Source organism: Pandoraea iniqua, assembly GCF_902459685.1.
GTDB classification, from domain to species: domain Bacteria; phylum Pseudomonadota; class Gammaproteobacteria; order Burkholderiales; family Burkholderiaceae; genus Pandoraea; species Pandoraea iniqua.
The window spans coordinates 1,029,972-1,046,713 of sequence record NZ_CABPSF010000001.1 but is presented as its reverse complement, the minus strand read 5'-3'; the positions used below and the strand labels follow the sequence as shown (position 1 = coordinate 1,046,713).

Genomic DNA, 16,742 nt, shown 5'->3' with positions numbered 1-16,742 from the left:
ATGCAGGGTGATAGCGCTCCCGGCTCTGTGGGTGCCGGGAGCGCTTTTTTTATTCCGCTCGCCATGTCGCCATGTCGCCATGACGGCGAGCTTCTGGGCTTTGACATCATGAAAGCCATGCACCGCATTCTCGACACAGCCCGCAGCGCCCCCCAGCGCATCGTGCTGTGTGAATCGGAAGACCCCCGCGTGCTTGAAGCGGCCGGACGCGCCACGCGCGAGGGCATCGCCCGCATCGTGCTCGTCGGCGATATCAACAAGACGCTGCGCGCGGCAGACGCGGCCGGCGTCGATCTGGCCGGGATGGAAGTGATCGATCCGGCTACCTCACCGCTGGCGGATGAATTCGCGCGGACGTGGTTCACCATGCGCGAAAAAAAGGGCATCACGCGCGAGCAAGCCGCCGCCGAGATGCGCGCGCCGCTGGGCTTCGCCAACATGATGCTGCGTCTCGGTCATGCCGACGGCTCCGTGGCCGGCGCCGTCAACACCACGGCCGACGTGGTTCGCATGGCCATTCAACTGGTTGGCGTGCAGCCGTCGTTTCAACTCGTGTCGAGCTTCTTCCTGATGATGCTCTGCGAGCCGTTCCACACGATGAAGGGCGGCCTGATCTTTTCCGACTGCGCGCTCGTGGTCGACCCCGATGCTGCGCAACTGGCGCAGATCGCCATGGCCGCGGCCGACAGCGCACAGGCGTTGCTGATGGAGTCCCCTCGCGTGGCGATGTTGTCGTTCTCCACCAGCGGCAGCGCCCGGCATGCGGCGGTCGACAAGGTGGTGGAAGCGACGCGTCTCGTGAAAGCGGCTCGTCCGCAGCTTGCAATCGATGGCGACGTGCAACTCGACGCGGCCATCGTTGCCGAGATTGCTCAACGCAAGGTCGCTCACTCGCAAGTGGAAGGCCACGCGAATACGCTGATCTTCCCGAGTCTCGATGCCGGCAACATCGGCTACAAGCTCGCCGAACGGATTGGCGGTGCCAAGGCTATCGGCCCGCTGCTGCAAGGGCTCAACCGCCCCGCCAACGATCTTTCGCGCGGCTGTAGCGCCGACGATATCTATTACGTCATCGGTGTCACCTGCGTGCAGGCACAGGCCGCACTGGCCCGGCTCGCCAGTACCGCGGCACCCGCCGTCGCATGACGGCATGACACTTCCCGCGATTCTTCCGCTGTTGCCGTTACTGTTGTTGCTCGGCTTTGCGACGTATTTTCAAACCGTGACCGGCTTCGGTCTGGGCATGATCGTGCTCGGCGGCGCGAGCGGCTTCGGGCTCGCCCCGGTCGCCAGCGTGGCCATCCTCGTGAGTCTGGTCACGCTGGTCAACAGCGCGCTGGCGCTGCCCGGTACGTGGCATCACATCGACTGGCGGGCCGTCGGCGCCGCCACGCTCGGCATCATCCCGTCGGTGGTCGTGGGCGTGTTGCTGTTCGATTATCTCAACGGGATGGCGTCGAATGTGCTGCACCTGCTGCTCGGTGCCGTCGTGCTCTACGGCGGCATCGGCTCGGCCTTGCGACCGGCCCCCAAGCCTGAACGCTCGGGCGACAAAGGCTTCTTCCTCAGTGGTATTTTCGGCGGCTTGCTGAGTGGGATGTTCGGTATTTCCGGGCCGCCGCTGATCTTCTATTTCTATCGGCAACCGCTGACGCTGGTACAGATCCGCTGTGCGCTGATTCTGCTGTTTGCCGTGACCGCATCGATCCGCACGGTCTACAGCGCGTTCGCGGGGCAGTTGCCCGCGCCGGTCTGGTGGCAGGCGGGGATGGCACTCCCTGTGGTCGCGCTGGCCACGCTGCTGGCCCGTCGGCATCCTCCGCCGCTCTCGGGCGTCGTGACGCGGCGTATCGCCTTCACAACGCTGATGTTGCTGGGTGCCCATCTGATGATCAGCGCGCTGCTCGCAATGATCTGATCAGTGGCCCCGGCGGCCACCACTGCCGATCCACTCCACCAGCTTCGAGAACATCGTCATGTCGGGCAGCGATGTGAGATCGAGCGCCAGCGCATTGCGGTAGTACGGGCTCAGATCGAGACCGACACCCAGCCCCAGCACTTCCACGTCGCCGCGCGCTTGCTGCTGCGCAACCACTTCGCGCAGATGATGATCGAGATAGTGTTCGTCGTTGACCTGATTGGTGGCGGCGTCCATCGGGCTGCCGTCGGAAATCACGATCAGCAGGCGCCGGTTCGCCACGCGCGAGCGCAGCCGCTCGCAGGCCCATTCGACCGCTTCGCCATCGACACCCTCCCGAAACAGATCGGCCTTGAAGAGCGAAGCAATGTCGGTGCGCGCACGCCGCCAACTCGTCACCGCATCTTTGAAAATCAGATGCGACACTTCGTTCAGGCGCCCCGGAAACGGCGGCTTGCCGCGTGCGAGCCAGTCGGTGCGCGCGCGCCCGCCATTCCATGCGCCGGTGGTAAAGCCGAGGATTTCGTTGGTCACGCCAGCCGCATCGAGCGCGCGGGAGAGCACGTCCACGATCATGCCGACCGATTCGATCTGCGCCTTCATCGAGCCCGAGCAATCGATCAGAAAACTCACCATCGACTCGGCGACGAGTGTGTGTTTCTCCAGCCGGAAAATACGGCGCTCCGCCGGTGAGCTGACCAGTTGCGCCAGCCGCCGGCCATCGATGCGCCCTTGCTCTTCACCGAACGACCAGCCGTCCCGCTGCGCGACGGCCAGCGCAGCTTTGAGCGCACGCGCGAGGCGCGGCACGTTGATGGCCTGCGCGACGATGCGCTCGTCCAGCCGCTCGCGGAATTCCGCGAGCAAGGTACGGCGCACCAGCGCGCCCGCATAAACCTCGCGATCGTAGCGGTTCGTAAAGACGCGATAGCCCTGTTCCGACGCCTTCAATACGCGGCTGTCGCCGGAGTGCGCCAGCGTAATGCCGTCGTCTTCGCGTTCGTCGAAATCGAGAAACAGCGAGAACGCGTTGCGCACGCCCTTCTGCTCTTCATCGTCCTTGGGTTCGGCATCGTCGCGCTCGCCGCTCGCCGAGCGGATCATGGCGGCGATCTCGGCGGCCAGCTCGCGCGCGTGCACGGCAAACGCGGCCTGATCGGCACGTGTGCGCCGCATGCCCGCCAACGCGCCGCCGATGACAGGCGCGATCGCCATGCGGGTAGCTTCGATGAGACCTTCCGTCTCGTCGATCACCGGGTAGCCGGTCAGCCGCGACCAACTCATCTGCGCGACGGTGTAGAGCAACAGCCCCACATGACTGTCGGCGACGCCGGTTTCGTGCATCGCGCGCGACCACGCTTCGAAGCGCTCGCGCAGGTTGTTGGCGATGCCCGGCATGCCCGGCGGCACAAAGGTTTCGCAGCGCAATTGTTCGAGCAGTTCGAACAGCAGGCGCTCCAGCGGCGCGTCGGGGAGCAGGCTGCGATGCAACGCGGCATCGCTGTGACGCAAACGCAATGCCGCGCCATCGGCGGCCCCGCGCAGCGAACGGAACGGATCGTGCGGCGTCGGCAACGTTTGCAGGTGCGGGGCATGCAGCGGCAACGGCCGCATGTTCCGGCACAGCCGCGCGCCGCTGTAGTGCAACGCGGCGTCGCCGGTGAGCGCTCGCACGGTGGCCGCGCACAGCGCTTCGCCGCGTGCGGCGCGCCGGGCGGCTTCGCGATCCGAGATCGTCATGACGCATCGGCCAGCAGCGAGCGCGTGCCGTCGTCGAGCGTCAGTTCTCGGCCGAACGCGCGTTGGTAGTACTCGGCGACGATGGGCCGTTCCGCCTCGTCGCACTTGTTAAGAAAGGTCAGACGGAACGCCAGTCCTTCGTCACGGAAGATGCCCACGTTCTCGGCCCAGTTAATGACCGTGCGTGGCGACATGAGCGTGGAGAGATCGCCGGTGGCGAAGCCCTTGCGGGTAAGTTCGGCCACGCTGACCATCGAGTCGATCAGCGTGCGCCCGGCATCGGTGCCGAGCTCCGGCACCCGCGCCAGCACGATACCGGCCTCGTCTTCGCGCGACAGATAGTTGAGCGTGGCGACCACGTTCCAACGGTCGATCTGCGCATGGTTGAGAACCTGCGTGCCGTGATAAAGGCCGTTCAGATTGCCAAGACCCACGGTGTTCGTCGTCGCAAACATGCGGAACCCCGAGTGCGGATGAATCACGCGGTTCTGATCGAGCAGCGTGAACTTGCCGTCGCGCTCGAGAATGCGCTGGATCACGAACATCACGTCGGGGCGGCCCGCGTCGTACTCATCGAAGATCAGTGCCACCGGCCGTTGCAAGGCCCACGGCACGATGCCTTCCTGAAACTCGGTGACCTGATGACCGTCGCGCACGACGATGGCGTCTTTGCCGACGAGATCGAGGCGGCTGATGTGGCCGTCGAGATTCACCCGCACGCAAGGCCAGTTCAGGCGGGCAGCCACTTGCTCGATGTGCGTCGACTTGCCGGTGCCGTGCATGCCCTGCACCATCACGCGCCGGTTGTTCATGAAGCCCGCGAGAATGGCCAGCGTCACGTCCGCGTTGAAGCGATAGGCCGTATCGATCTCGGGCACGTGGTCGTCGCGCTCGCGGTACGCAGGCACCTTCAGATCGACATCGATACCGAACACGCTGCGCGCATCGATCAGGTGATCGGGTTGCGCCAGCATGGGCTGACTTTGGATTTCACTCTGGCTTTGCATCACGTCCGTCTCCTGTGCCGCGCCGTCTGGCCGTCATTTTCGGCATCATAGCGTTAACTATTTTTAGAAACAAATTGTTCCGAAAAATAAAATTAACGATTGACGGTCAAGATAGCGTCGTCTACATTCGAGCGAACTGAAACGCATCGGACCCTGCCAATGCCGTTCGACAACCCGTTTGGGTACAATACCGCTGATCCATTTTCCGGAACGGCGCATATGAACGACGCAGCGACCAAGAGCGACTCCTCGGCAGACAGCAAGGCCGACACCCCGACCCTGCGGGCGTTCGCCTTACTGGAATATCTGGTGGCCGCCGACGCCCCGGTCTCGCTCGCCGACATGGCGCACGACATCCAGATGCCCAAGGCATCGTTGCATCGCATGCTCGGCTCGCTCGAAGCGGGCGGCCTCGTGATTCGCGAACCCGGCCAGAAAAACGCCTATGTGATCGGCCCGCGTCTCGCGCAGCTCAGTCTGGGTGTGATGATGCAGGCCGGTGCGCGACGCATGCGTCACGCGATTCTCGGCCGCTTGGTCGCCGACCTTGGCGAGACCTGCAACCTCACGATGCTCCACGAGACGGAAGTGCTCTATCTCGACCGTATGGAAGCGCCGTGGCCGCTGCGCCTCGATCTCAAGCCCGGCTCGCACGTGCCGGCGCATAGCAGCGCCAGCGGCAAGTTGCTGCTTGCGATGATGCCGCGTGAACAGCGTGCCGCCCTGCTGCGTGCCATGAAGCTGCAACGCTTCACGCCCAACACACTGACCGATCCCGAGTTGCTCGAAAGCGAACTCGACCGCATCGCCCACAAGGGCATTGCCGTCGATAACGAAGAGTTCGTGCTGGGGATCGCCTGCGTCGCCGCGCCGGTGCTCAAGGAAGATGGGCAGTGCATCGCCGCCGTGGCCGTGCATGCACCCGTGTCGCGCACGTCGCTCTCGAAAGCGATGGAATTCGTGCCGCGCTTGCAGGAAGCCGCCAAGGAACTCGCCAGTACGTTCTGATAGCGGCGATGGAATGTAGGGGGCGCGAGGCTCGCGTTCCCTGCGCCTTGTTCAGCGTCTCAAACCTTCTCCGCTTCGCCCTTTTTCGCCAGCGCATCCAGCTTGCTCGCGCGCTGCCAGTCGAGTAACGGCACCAGCGCCGTCGCTGTCTCGCGAAGCGTCGGCACCAACCCCAGCAACTCCTCCAGCGTCACACGCGCCGTCGGGCCATGCACCGCCAGCACGGCGCGCACGTGGCCGTCGTCAGGGGCGCGCACCGGCACCCCCACGGCCACCATGCCGCGCACGAATTCTTCGTTGTCGATACCGATGCCGCGCGCCGCCAGCCGGTCGAGTTCGGCATCGAGCAGGCTCACGTCCGTGATCGTGCGCGGCGTCATCCGCTTGAGCGTCAGGCGCGCGAGCACCGCACGCCGCTCGGCCGCCGGCATCTGCGACAGAAACAACTTGCCGCTCGCCGTGCAATGCAACGGCACGCGCATGCCCGGATGCATCTGCATGCGCAGCGGCTCGTTGGTTTCCACTCGTTCGATGTAGAGCACTTCGTCGCCGTCGAGCGCGGTGAGATTGACGGTCTCGCCGACGCGATCGACCAGCCCGCGCAGCAGCGAGCGCGCGGCACGCGTGAAGTTGTTATTCGCCAGTGTGACCAATGCCAGACGCGCTGCACGCGGCCCCAGCGACAACCCGCGCTCCGAGCCGCGCGAATCGGGCACATGCGCCACGTAGCCGCACAACTCCAGCGCCTCGATCAGCCGCATGAGCGTGGCTTTGGGGATCGACAGACGCGTCGCCAGTTGTGACAGCGTATAGGGCTGCCCGGCGATCGCCAGTCGCTCGATGATGGCCAGTGCCCGCAGGTTACGCGCCTCTTCGCTCGCGCGAATGTCCAGTTCGTCCAGCGTGCCTGTCTCGCGCATCGCGCCTCCTCGCACTCGACCATCAAAATAAAAGAAACAAAATATACCAATTATTTGATGATCATCAGCCCCGGGATTACCCCTGTCCGAGTGACATTCGACAACGATCGGGGACGCGACATCTCTCGCTTTAGCACTGCCCCCCCTCCCTTAGTGAAACCCCGCAGATGCGCCGCAGCAATTGCATTGTTCTGAGACGCCATCGGCGAATTCCGTTTCAGTTTCCCGTTCCGCACGTCTTTTCACTTGGCATTTATCAAGCGCTCGCCGACATTGAATCGAAACAATCCGAAACGAATCGTTTCATCCGGGCGCGGTGCACGGATGCGAACTCAGGCAGGAGACAGGTGGCATGGAACATGAGGTGGACTATCTGATCGTCGGCGCAGGCTCGGCAGGCTGCGTGCTCGCGAACCGGCTGAGTGCCGACCCCGCGAACAAGGTGTTGCTGCTCGAAGCGGGCGGACCGGATAGCAATCCGTGGATTCACATTCCGGTCGGCTACTTCAAGACGATGCATAACCCGGCACTCGACTGGTGCTATCGCACCGAGGCCGACGAGAACGTCGCGAATCGGCAGATCGACTGGCCCCGCGGCAAGGTACTCGGCGGTTCCAGTTCGCTCAACGGGCTGCTCTATGTGCGCGGTCAGCGTCAGGATTACGACCGCTGGGCCTCGCTCGGCAATCGCGGATGGCGCTATGCCGACGTGCTGCCCTACTTCAAGAAATCGGAAGATCAGGAACACGGCGCAAGTGAGTATCACGGCGCCGGCGGCCCGCTCAAGGTGTCTGACCTGCGGCTGCGCCGCCCCATCGCCGATCACTTCATCGCGGCCGCGCAGGACATCGGTATTCCGTTCAACGCGGATTACAACGGCGCGACACAGGAAGGCGTGGGCTACTTCCAGCAGACGGCATTTCGGGGCTTTCGTTGGAGTACGGCAAAGGGGTTTCTGAAGCCGGCGCGCGAACGTCGCAATCTGATTGTCGAGACGCGCGCACAGACGTGTCGCGTGCTGTTCGATGGCAAGCGCGCGGTCGGTGTCGAGTATTTGCAGGATGGCCAGCGCAAGAAAGCCCGGGCACGCGTGGAAGTGATTCTCGCCGCCGGGGCCATCGGCTCGCCGCAGTTGTTGCAGAACTCGGGCGTGGGGCCAACCACGGTACTGGCAAAGGCGGGCGTCGCACTGCGGCACGCGTTGCCGGGCGTCGGCCAGAATTTGCAGGACCACCTGCAAGTTCGCCTCGTCTTCAAGACGCGTGAGCGCACGCTGAACGATGAAGTGAACAACCCGTTACGCAAGGCCCTCATTGGCCTGCAATACGCGTTCGCTCGCACCGGTCCGCTGACGCTGGCAGCAAGTCAGGTGACGATCTTCACGCGCTCACGCCCTGAGGTCGAGCGCCCCGACATCCAGTTCCACATGCAGCCGCTCTCGGCGGACAAGCCGGGCCAAGGCGCGCATCCGTTCTCGGCGTTCACCTCGTCGGTCTGTCAGTTGCGTCCATTCAGCCGGGGCAGCGTGGAGATTGCTTCGAACGATCCGCTGCAATACCCGGCGATTCACGCCAACTATTTGTCCGACGCGCGCGACCATCAGGTCGTCATCGACGGCATCAAGGTGGCGCGCCGCATTGCCGCGGCGCCATCGCTGGCACCGCACATCATCAGCGAGTTCGTGCCCGGCGCACAGTACCAGAGCGACGACGAATTGCTGCAAGCCGCGCGCCTCTACAGCCAGTCGATCTATCACCCCGCAGGCACCTGCAAGATGGGCCACGACCCCATGGCCGTGGTGGACGACCGGCTGCGCGTGCACGGGCTCGCCGGGCTGCGCGTGGTGGACGCATCGATCATGCCCGAGCTGGTCTCGGGCAACACGAATGCACCGACGATCATGATCGCCGAGAAGGCGGCGGACATGATTCTCGAAGACGGCCGGCGAGGGCCGGGCATGACGGAGATTTATCGCGACACAGAGACCAGAACGGCAGCACAGGCATCGACGGCGGTCGCAGTCTAGGCAGCGTTGGCAGTAAAGACGGCACACATCATTAAAAGATTCGGAGACAACCATGAATGCATCGACTCAGACCGACGCCCGGCAGATGCGCCGTGTCGTCGTCGCCAGCCTGATCGGCGCCACCATCGAGTGGTATGACTTTTTCCTGTACGGCGTCGTCGCCGGCATCGTCTTCAACAAGCTGTATTTCCCGAGTGGCGACCCGCTGGTCTCGACCATGCTCGCCTACGGCACGTTCGCGGTGGGCTTTCTGAGCCGGCCGCTGGGCGGCGTGATCTTCGGCCACTTCGGCGACAAGCTCGGACGCAAGAGCATGCTCGTAATGACGCTCTCGATCATGGGCGTGGCGACCATGCTCATCGGGCTGGTGCCCACATTCGCGCAAATCGGCCTATGGGCGCCGTGTCTGCTGCTTTTTCTGCGCGTGCTGCAAGGTATCGGGCTCGGTGGCGAATGGGGCGGCGCAGTGCTCATGGCGTTCGAATACGCCCCCAAGGAGAAGCGCGGCTATTACGCGAGCATTCCGCAGGTCGGGCTCGCGCTCGGGCTGTGTCTTGCGTCGGGTGTGGTGGCGTTGCTGTCGTACACGCTCACCAACGCGCAGTTTCTCGCATGGGGCTGGCGCGTGGCGTTCTTCCTGTCGGTCGGGCTGGTCGCCATCGGCATGTACATCCGCCTGAACGTGATGGAGACGCCCGAGTTCTCGAAGATCAAGAAGGCCGGTGCCGAGATCAAGATTCCGATTGCCGACGTGCTGACCAAGAGCCCGGGCAACGTGCTCGCCGGCATGGGCGCGCGCTTCATCGACGGGGTGTTCTTCAACATCTTCGGCGTGTTCTCGATTGCCTACCTGACGCAGACGCTCAAGCTCTCGCAGACCGAAGCGCTCATGGGCGTGATGGCCGCCGCGTTCGTGATGATCTTCACGATTCCGTTCTTCGGCAAACTCTCGGATCGCGTCGGCCGCACGCGTATCTACTTCTGGGGCTCGCTGCTCACCGGCCTGTCGTCGTTTGCCGGGTTCTGGCTGATGAAGGCGAGCGGCGGCAATGTGTTTCTCGTGTGGCTCGCCATCGTGATTCCGCTGGGTGTCATCTACGCCTCGGTGTACGGTCCCGAAGCCGCCTTGTTCGCAGAGCTTTTCGATGCACGGGTGCGCTACACCGGCATCTCGTTCGTCTACCAGTTCTCGGGAATCTTCGCGAGCGGCCTGAGCCCGATCATCGCCACCTATCTGTTGCAGAAGAATGGCGGCGAGCCGTGGCTGATCTGTATCTACGTGCTGTGTGCGGGTCTGATCAGTGCCCTGTCGGCCGCGTGGATTGCCAGTAAAAAGCGCCGCCAGCATGTATGGCACGGCGCGGGCATCGCGGAACATTGATGCGCGAATTAAAACGCACTTTGCAGTAGCCGCAACGACAAAGCGAGCCCTTCACGGGGCACGCTTTGTGCAGGGTGTTTGATGCCGGGCAGGGCCGGCGCCGGCGATCTCGTGCGATGATTCAGGGTATCGCTCACCTGCCCACGAGACACGATGCAGCGAGATCCGTCGCTCGACACCTCTTTGCCTGAAGACGAACCCGATCGCCGGGGCCCCCTCTCCGAAGGTGCCCTGCTCGGTGCGCCGTCGCCTGCGCCCGGTCCGGCACCGGCCGATGCCGTGCCGCTGCCCATCAGCGTCTATCCGGCGCTCATGGGCATTCTGCTTGCCTACGGCGTGCTGGTCGTCGGCAACGGGCTGTTCGCCACTTCGATTCCGTTCCATGCGCTGCATTACGGTGCGTCGACGTTTACCGTCGGCGTGATCCAGTCGTGCTACTACGGCGGCTTTCTGCTCGGCGCGTTCTACAACCGCTCGCTCATCGAGCGCATCGGCCAACATCGCGCGTTCGTCGCCTTCACAGCGCTGGCCGCGTTGTTCGTCATGGGCTTCGCCGTGAGCGAAACCACGCTCATGCTCTGCCTGTTCCGCCTCGGCACCGGGCTCGCGCTCATGGGCGTGTACACCACGGTCGAGAGCTGGCTCAACGGGTCGGTACCCAACACCATGCGCGGGCGCGTGTTCGGCTCGTATCTCACGATCAACTATCTGGCCGTGGGCGCCGGCCAATTTCTGCTCAACGTCGGCGAAGCCGGCAGCGAAGGGCAACTGTTGCTGGTCGCGGGGCTGTTTGTCGCCTCCATTCTGCCCATCACGCTGATGCAGGGCTGGCCCACGCGCGTGGCCGATGAACGCCTCGTCAAGCAACCGGCCATGAGCCTGTTCGACGGCATCACCGAGATGGCCCGCGCGACGCCGATCGCCATTCCGGGCTGTATTCTTGCGGGCTTTCTGTACAGCGCGTTCTACGCCATCGTGCCGATCTACCTGACGCGCATCGGCCTGTCGATCGGCAGTCTGTCCACGTTGATGGGCGTGGCCCTGTTCGGCGCCCTGCTCATGCAGTGGCCCATCGGCCGGCTTTCCGACCGCATGGACCGGCGCACGCTGTCGCGCCGGCTGGCGCTCGCCTCTGCTGCGTTCTGCGCGCCGTTGATCGTCATTCAGGCGCACTGGCTCGTGTTCCTGCTGATGTTCCTGTTCTCGGCGGCCAACTTCACGCAGTACGGCCTGATCGTCTCGCATGTGAACGATCGCACCGCGCCCGAGCAACGCGTGGTGGTCAGCGCCACGTTGCTGATCCTGTTTTCCGTCGGGGGCATTCTCGGACCGATGATCGCGTCGCTCGTCATGACGCTGGTCGGCCCCGGCGGACTCCATCTGTTCAATGTGGTCTGCGCGCTGCTGCTCGCGCGGGTGGCGCGGCGGGCGCAAGTGCTTCAGCCCTAGGCGAAAGCTGGGGATTTGACGCGGCGGGGGCGGATGGCCGAGGCTCGCGGCCGGCCGCCCCAAGATGGTGCGAACCCGCCACACACTGGTGCGATACCCGTGTAATGCGGCCCAATGGCGTCCGAAAATCACGGACAATAGCGCCGGCGCCGCCCCTGCGCCTTTGAGCACGGTTCTTGCTCACCTATTCTGTAAACAACATTGCCGCCCCCGTGCCTGTCCACACCATGAGCATGATCGACCTCGACGCCCCCGGTTTGTTGCCGCCCCGCCTCACGGCGGCGGAGGACGGCCGCCGTATCGTCATTTACGGCGACTTCACCATTTGCAGCGTCTTCCAGCCGGTCTTCTCGGTGTCGCACCGCCGCGCCATCGGTTATCACGCGTCGCTGCGTGCGCACGACGCGCAAGGCCGTCACGTGCCGTCGCACGAAGTCTTCACGCTCGCGGCCCGTCACGGCGACATGCTCGAACTCGGCCGCCTCGCCGAATCGCTGCATCTGGGCAACTTCCATGAATTCGACAGCCGCGACGCGTGGCTCTTCCTGAACCTGCATCCGGCCGCGCTGATGGATACGGTCTACGGCGATGCGCTCATTGCGACGCTCAAGGCTATTGGACTCTCGCCGCAGCGCGTGGTGCTCGAAGTGCCCGAGCAGGCGGGCGGCGACACGCCACGCTTCGGCGCCATCGTCGGCAGCCTGCGCAAAGCAGGCTTCGTGATCGCGCTCGGCGGTTTCGGCGCCAAGCATTCGAATATCGACCGGGTGTGGGATCTGCGCCCCGACATCGTGGTGCTCGATCGCGGCATTCTCGCGCAAGCCACCGAGCAGTCGCATCTGGCGCGGGTGCTGCCCGGTCTGGTGTCGCTGCTGCACGAATCGGGACAACTGGTAATGATGGGCGGGCTCACGACCGACCGCGAAGCGTTGATCGCACTGGAGTGCAACGTCGACTTCGTGCAGGGGCAGTATTTCGCTGCGCCGGATGTCGACCCGGTGCCGTCGAAGGTCGCTGCCGAGCGCATGGACGCGCTTTCCGCCGCGCTACGCACGCAGTTGGTGGAACGCGAGCGTGCCGAACATGCACGTCTCGCGCCGTATGTGGCGGGTATCGAAGCGGCCGCCGCACGCATCGCACAGGGCATGGACATCATCGAGGCGTCGCACGATCTGCTGGCACTGCCCGACGCGGCACGCTGCTTTCTGCTCGACGCGGCAGGCCGTCAGATCGGCGACAACGTGCTGCCGATCAACCATTCGTCGCAACGTGCAAAGCGCTTCCGTCCGTTGCTGCATTCGCAAGGCGCGAACTGGGCACGGCGTCCGTACTTCATTCAGGCGATGCGCGAACCCGGCGAAGTGCATTTCACGCCGCCGTATCTGTCGATCAACGAGGCGCACCTGTGCGTGACCGCCTCCATCGCCACCCCGGCGAAGCAGGGCCTGCAAGTGCTCTGCGTCGACATCAACTGGTGATCCAGCGGGAATCAAGCGGTAAGGCAGTGCGTTAGGGCGATGGCGTTGATGCGTCAGCGCCTACGACGCTTTGCCTGAGCGCGCCCCTCGCGTGCCCTGCTCGGCCTTCACCGCATCTTCGATACACCGCACGAAGTATTCGGCGGGTGCGGTGAGAATCGCGCTGTCGCGGAACAACAGGAAGAGTTTGCGGGCGGGCGGCTGCTCCAACAGATCGAGTGTCTTGAGCTCTTCGGCCGCGCCTTCGGTGCGCAGTGCAAGGTGCGTCCATGACGTCACAACGTTGCTGTTGACGGCCAGACTGTAGAAGAGCGTCTGCGACGCGCAGCGCGTAATACGGCGTGGCGGTGCCAGCCCCTGCCGGGCAAACAGCTCCGTGAGGAACGCCTGAAACTCACTTGAAGGGGCCGTGTGCAGCCATTCGGCATCCTGCAAGTCGGCTAGCGAAGTCGCATTCGCCAGTTGCCCGCGCCGCGCCACCGAAAACCACATCGGAAACGTCGCCAGATGCACCGCGCGCACGGTCGCGAATTCACGCGCATCGACACCGGAACCCAGCGCAAAATCCAGCGCGCCGCTCTTCAACTGCTCCACCAGTTGCGACGCACTGAACTCCGAGAATTCGAGCGTCACGTCGGGCATCGTCTGACGAAAACGGTTGTACGCCTTGGGCAACACGGTGATTGCGGAAAGTGGCGTCACGCCGATGGAAACCCGTCCCTGCCGGGTATCGCGCAGGCGGGTCATCTCCGCCTCCGTGCGCGTCATCTCATTGACGATCAACTCGGCCCGCTGAAGCAGCGCGCGCCCCTCATGCGTGAGCGACACCCCGGTCGAACTGCGCACGATCAGCATCAACCCCACTTCGGTTTCGAGATCGCGTAACGCACGCGTGACGGCCGGTTGCGTGACGTGCAACGTGCGCGCCGCTTCGTGAATGCTGCCCGTGTTGGCAACGGCCACGAGGGCCCGCAATTGGTGGAGTTTCATCGCTACATACCAAGGGTTATCACTGATAAATGAATGTTATCAGGATAAGAATTTATGCGTATCGGGATTATTACGGCTTGATTACTATCGGCCCGAATCGTCGCATGCGTGCGCATGGACAGAACGACACCCCCAATGCATGGAGACAACCCGTATGACGCCTAACGCCGCCCCGCCCCTCAATGGCGCGCTCGCCAGTTCGCCCCCGCCATCGGGACATGCGGTGAGTTCGCCGCCGCCCGCGACGAGCGATGCCACGACCCGTGCTGACCGTGCTACCCGTGCATCACGCCGCCGCACCATCGTCGCCACGTCGGTCGGCAACGGTCTGGAGATGTTCGACTTCACGGTGTTCAGCTTCTTTGCGGGCATCATCGGCAAGAACTTCTTCCCGGTGGGCTCCGGTACCGGGCCACTGTTGCTCGCGATGGCAACGTTCGGCGTGGGCTTCGTCATGCGCCCGCTCGGCGGCATTCTCATCGGCAACTATGCCGACCGTGCGGGCCGTCGCGCCGCGCTCTCGCTCACCATCGCGCTGATGATGGTCGGCACGGGGCTGATCGCACTCACGCCGAGCTACGCGAGCATCGGCGTGATCGCGCCCGTGCTGATCGTGTTCGGCCGGCTGTTACAGGGGCTTTCCGCCGGCGGCGAAATCGGCGCATCGACGACCTTCCTGATGGAATCGGGACCTGCGTCGCGGCGCGGCTTCATGGTGTGCTGGCAGATGGTCAGTCAGGGGGCTGCTGCGCTGCTCGGTGCGCTCTCGGGGGCATTGCTCTCGTCGTTGCTCACCCCCGCATCGCTTGAGAGCTGGGGATGGCGCGTGCCGTTCATCCTCGGCCTGATGGTCGGTCCGGTCGGTATGTACATCCGTCGCAATCTCGACGAAACCTTCGAAGCCCCCGAGCGCGAGCAAAGTGCTGTGGGTGAGATCGTGCGCCACTATCTCGGGCGCGTGCTGCTCGGCACGTTGCTGCTCGTCGGCGGCACGACCATGCTCTACATCATCGTGTTCTTCATGCCCGCTTACGGCGTGCGCACGCTGCACCTGCCGGTGGCCACGTCGTTCCTCGCGGGGTGTGCATCGGGCGCCATCATCATGGTGTCGTCGCTCGTCTCGGGCCTTTGGATCACCGATCGCGTGGCACGCCGCAAGCCGGTGGTGATCGTTACCTCGCTCATCACGCTGCTGTGCGTGTACCCGGCGTTCAAGTGGCTGACGACGGCGCCTTCCGTGCCGCTCATGATCGGCATCGTGACCGTCGTCATGGGTATTGCATCGCTCGGTACCGGCTCGTACTTCCTGCTGATCATGGAAGCGTTTCCGCGCCGCGTGCGCGCCACGGCCCTCGCGATGATCTACAGCTTCGGTGTGACGATCTTTGGCGGCTTCGCACAGTTCAACGTGACGTGGCTGCTGCACCGCACCGGCGACGCCATGTCGCCCGCGTGGTATCTGCTCGCCTGCGGCGTGGTGAGCCAGATCGCGTTGTGGTGCTTCCCCGAGCGCCCGGCCGATGCCGTGGCAACGGCGACCTCAGTGGCGGCACACAAAGCCTAGCCGCCTCACGGGATCGCCCGACTTCTCGCTTCCCGTACTTCCCGCACTTCTCGCACTCGACGTTGTACCGACAGGCCGCCGCTCCGGCGCGCGGCCCGGGGCTCTGCACGCTCGCGATTTCGTGCATCGGCCGCCGCGGTGGCGTCGCGCATCAGGCAAGACAGACCAACTACAAGATTCAGAGAGACATGAAAAAACGATATTCGCTCGCGCTGGCCCTCGCCAGTGCCGGCATCGCCGCAGCAACGCCCGCCAGTGCCGCCGTGCAGATTTACGGCGCCGTCGACAGCTTTCTCATGTACTCGCGCAACAGCGGGCAAGAGAACCTGCAATTGCTCTCGGGCGGGGCGTCCACGTCGCGCTGGGGCATCACCGGGTCGGAAGACCTTGGCGGCGGCATGCGCGCCGCGTTCCGGCTGGAAAGCGGCTTCGATCTGATGAGCGGAAAACAGCAAAGCAGCAGCGCCTTCTACAACCGCGAAGCCAATGTTTCGCTGTCGTCCGTCGAGTGGGGCACGATCAAGTTCGGCAAGCAATATCCGGCCATCGGCCCGGAAGGCATCGATCCGTTCGTGTCGGTCGGGCAACTCTCGCCGTATGCCACGAGTGCGCTCGTCGTCTCCGATCTCGGTCCGGGCGCGGCGTCGATTCAGGCCCGCGTGGACAACGCCATCAGCTACGAAACCCCCGACATCGCGGGCCTTAACGCCACGGTGCTTTACGCCTCGCGCAACGTCGCAGGTTCCAGCCCGAACGCCAGCAACATCGGCACGGTGGTGAATTACGGGCGCGGCCCGCTGATGCTCTCCGGCTCGTACAACGCCGTATGGGCCAACACGAGCACCAGCACGACACCCGGTGCACCGCTCAATGGCCCGCGCACCGACGCTTACATGCTCAGCGCCACGTATCAGTTCGGCGAAACGATGGGCTCGGCGAGCTACGTGCTCACGCGCCCGAACGGCCCCGGCACCTTCACAGCACAGGTCTACTCGCTGGGCATGGTCTGGCAGCGCGGGCCGCACGTGGTGCGCGCGGGCGTCATCTATCGCAACGTGGCGGGCAAGGTCGATCACGCCGTCGGCGCCTTGCTCGGCTACGACTACCAGTTCTCGAAGCTCACCGGCCTCTATGCCCGCGTGGGCGGCTTCCGCAATTACGGGCAATCGTCACTCTCGTTCGGTGCCGATCCGCTCAGCACCCCCGGTATCAATCCCGTCGTCTTCGCCCTCGGCATGCGTCAGAAGTTCTGAGCGCACGC

13 protein-coding genes are annotated in these 16,742 nt (G+C 64.2%); 9 read left to right on the top strand and 4 right to left on the bottom strand.

The annotated features are described in order from the left end of the window. The first annotated feature begins 108 nt into the window (after positions 1-108). On the top strand, positions 109-1,146 hold the full coding sequence (gene pta / locus PIN31009_RS04645) for a phosphate acetyltransferase (protein ID WP_150789464.1): 1,038 nt from the start codon (positions 109-111) through the stop codon (positions 1,144-1,146). Between the two features lie 4 nt (positions 1,147-1,150). Continuing rightward, entirely contained in the window at positions 1,151-1,918 is a 768-nt protein-coding gene (locus PIN31009_RS04640; protein WP_150789463.1) for a sulfite exporter TauE/SafE family protein, read from the top strand. Here the strand turns inward: PIN31009_RS04640 and PIN31009_RS04635 are convergent, their stop codons facing one another. Next, positions 1,919-3,658 (bottom strand): cobaltochelatase CobT-related protein, encoded by a 1,740-nt coding sequence (locus PIN31009_RS04635; protein WP_150789462.1) that lies wholly within the window; start codon positions 3,656-3,658, stop codon positions 1,919-1,921. Then, complete coding sequence (locus PIN31009_RS04630; protein ID WP_217426766.1) at positions 3,655-4,632, bottom strand: AAA family ATPase; 978 nt, start codon at positions 4,630-4,632, stop codon at positions 3,655-3,657. Before PIN31009_RS04630 ends, PIN31009_RS04635 begins: the two co-directional genes overlap by 4 nt. 252 nt (positions 4,633-4,884) lie before the next feature. Between PIN31009_RS04630 and PIN31009_RS04625 the strand changes: the two genes are divergently transcribed. Beyond that, complete coding sequence (locus tag PIN31009_RS04625) at positions 4,885-5,673, top strand: IclR family transcriptional regulator (RefSeq protein WP_058377351.1); 789 nt, start codon at positions 4,885-4,887, stop codon at positions 5,671-5,673. Between the two features lie 59 nt (positions 5,674-5,732). On the opposite strand, the gene PIN31009_RS04620 is transcribed toward PIN31009_RS04625, so the two are convergent. Then, the gene (locus PIN31009_RS04620) at positions 5,733-6,593 is read right to left on the bottom strand and encodes an IclR family transcriptional regulator (protein WP_150789460.1); all 861 of its coding nucleotides are present in this window, start codon (positions 6,591-6,593) and stop codon (positions 5,733-5,735) included. Between the two features lie 352 nt (positions 6,594-6,945). Here PIN31009_RS04620 and PIN31009_RS04615 point away from each other — a divergent pair, with 352 nt between their 5' ends. The 4 genes from PIN31009_RS04615 (at position 6,946) to PIN31009_RS04600 (ending at position 12,927) form a co-directional block, all read left to right on the top strand. Then, entirely contained in the window at positions 6,946-8,619 is a 1,674-nt protein-coding gene (locus tag PIN31009_RS04615) for a GMC family oxidoreductase (protein WP_150789459.1), read from the top strand. Positions 8,620-8,671: 52 nt separating this feature from the next. Beyond that, positions 8,672-10,000 carry an MFS transporter gene (locus PIN31009_RS04610; RefSeq protein ID WP_150683197.1) on the top strand — a complete coding sequence of 443 codons (1,329 nt, stop codon included), beginning with the start codon at positions 8,672-8,674 and terminating at the stop codon, positions 9,998-10,000. 153 nt (positions 10,001-10,153) lie between these two features. Then, positions 10,154-11,449 (top strand): MFS transporter, encoded by a 1,296-nt coding sequence (locus PIN31009_RS04605; protein ID WP_058377347.1) that lies wholly within the window; start codon positions 10,154-10,156, stop codon positions 11,447-11,449. A 227-nt stretch (positions 11,450-11,676) separates the two neighbouring features. Further along, positions 11,677-12,927, top strand: a complete 1,251-nt coding sequence (locus PIN31009_RS04600) for a sensor domain-containing phosphodiesterase (protein ID WP_150683196.1) — start codon at positions 11,677-11,679, stop codon at positions 12,925-12,927. Positions 12,928-12,987: 60 nt separating this feature from the next. Here the strand turns inward: PIN31009_RS04600 and PIN31009_RS04595 are convergent, their stop codons facing one another. Next, positions 12,988-13,917 (bottom strand): LysR family transcriptional regulator, encoded by a 930-nt coding sequence (locus PIN31009_RS04595; protein WP_150789458.1) that lies wholly within the window; start codon positions 13,915-13,917, stop codon positions 12,988-12,990. Between the two features lie 154 nt (positions 13,918-14,071). Here PIN31009_RS04595 and PIN31009_RS04590 point away from each other — a divergent pair, with 154 nt between their 5' ends. Next, on the top strand, positions 14,072-15,481 hold the full coding sequence (locus PIN31009_RS04590) for an MFS transporter (protein ID WP_150789457.1): 1,410 nt from the start codon (positions 14,072-14,074) through the stop codon (positions 15,479-15,481). Positions 15,482-15,669: 188 nt separating this feature from the next. Next, positions 15,670-16,734, top strand: coding sequence for a porin (locus PIN31009_RS04585; protein ID WP_150789456.1), 1,065 nt, complete (start codon positions 15,670-15,672; stop codon positions 16,732-16,734). Positions 16,735-16,742: the final 8 nt, after the last annotated feature.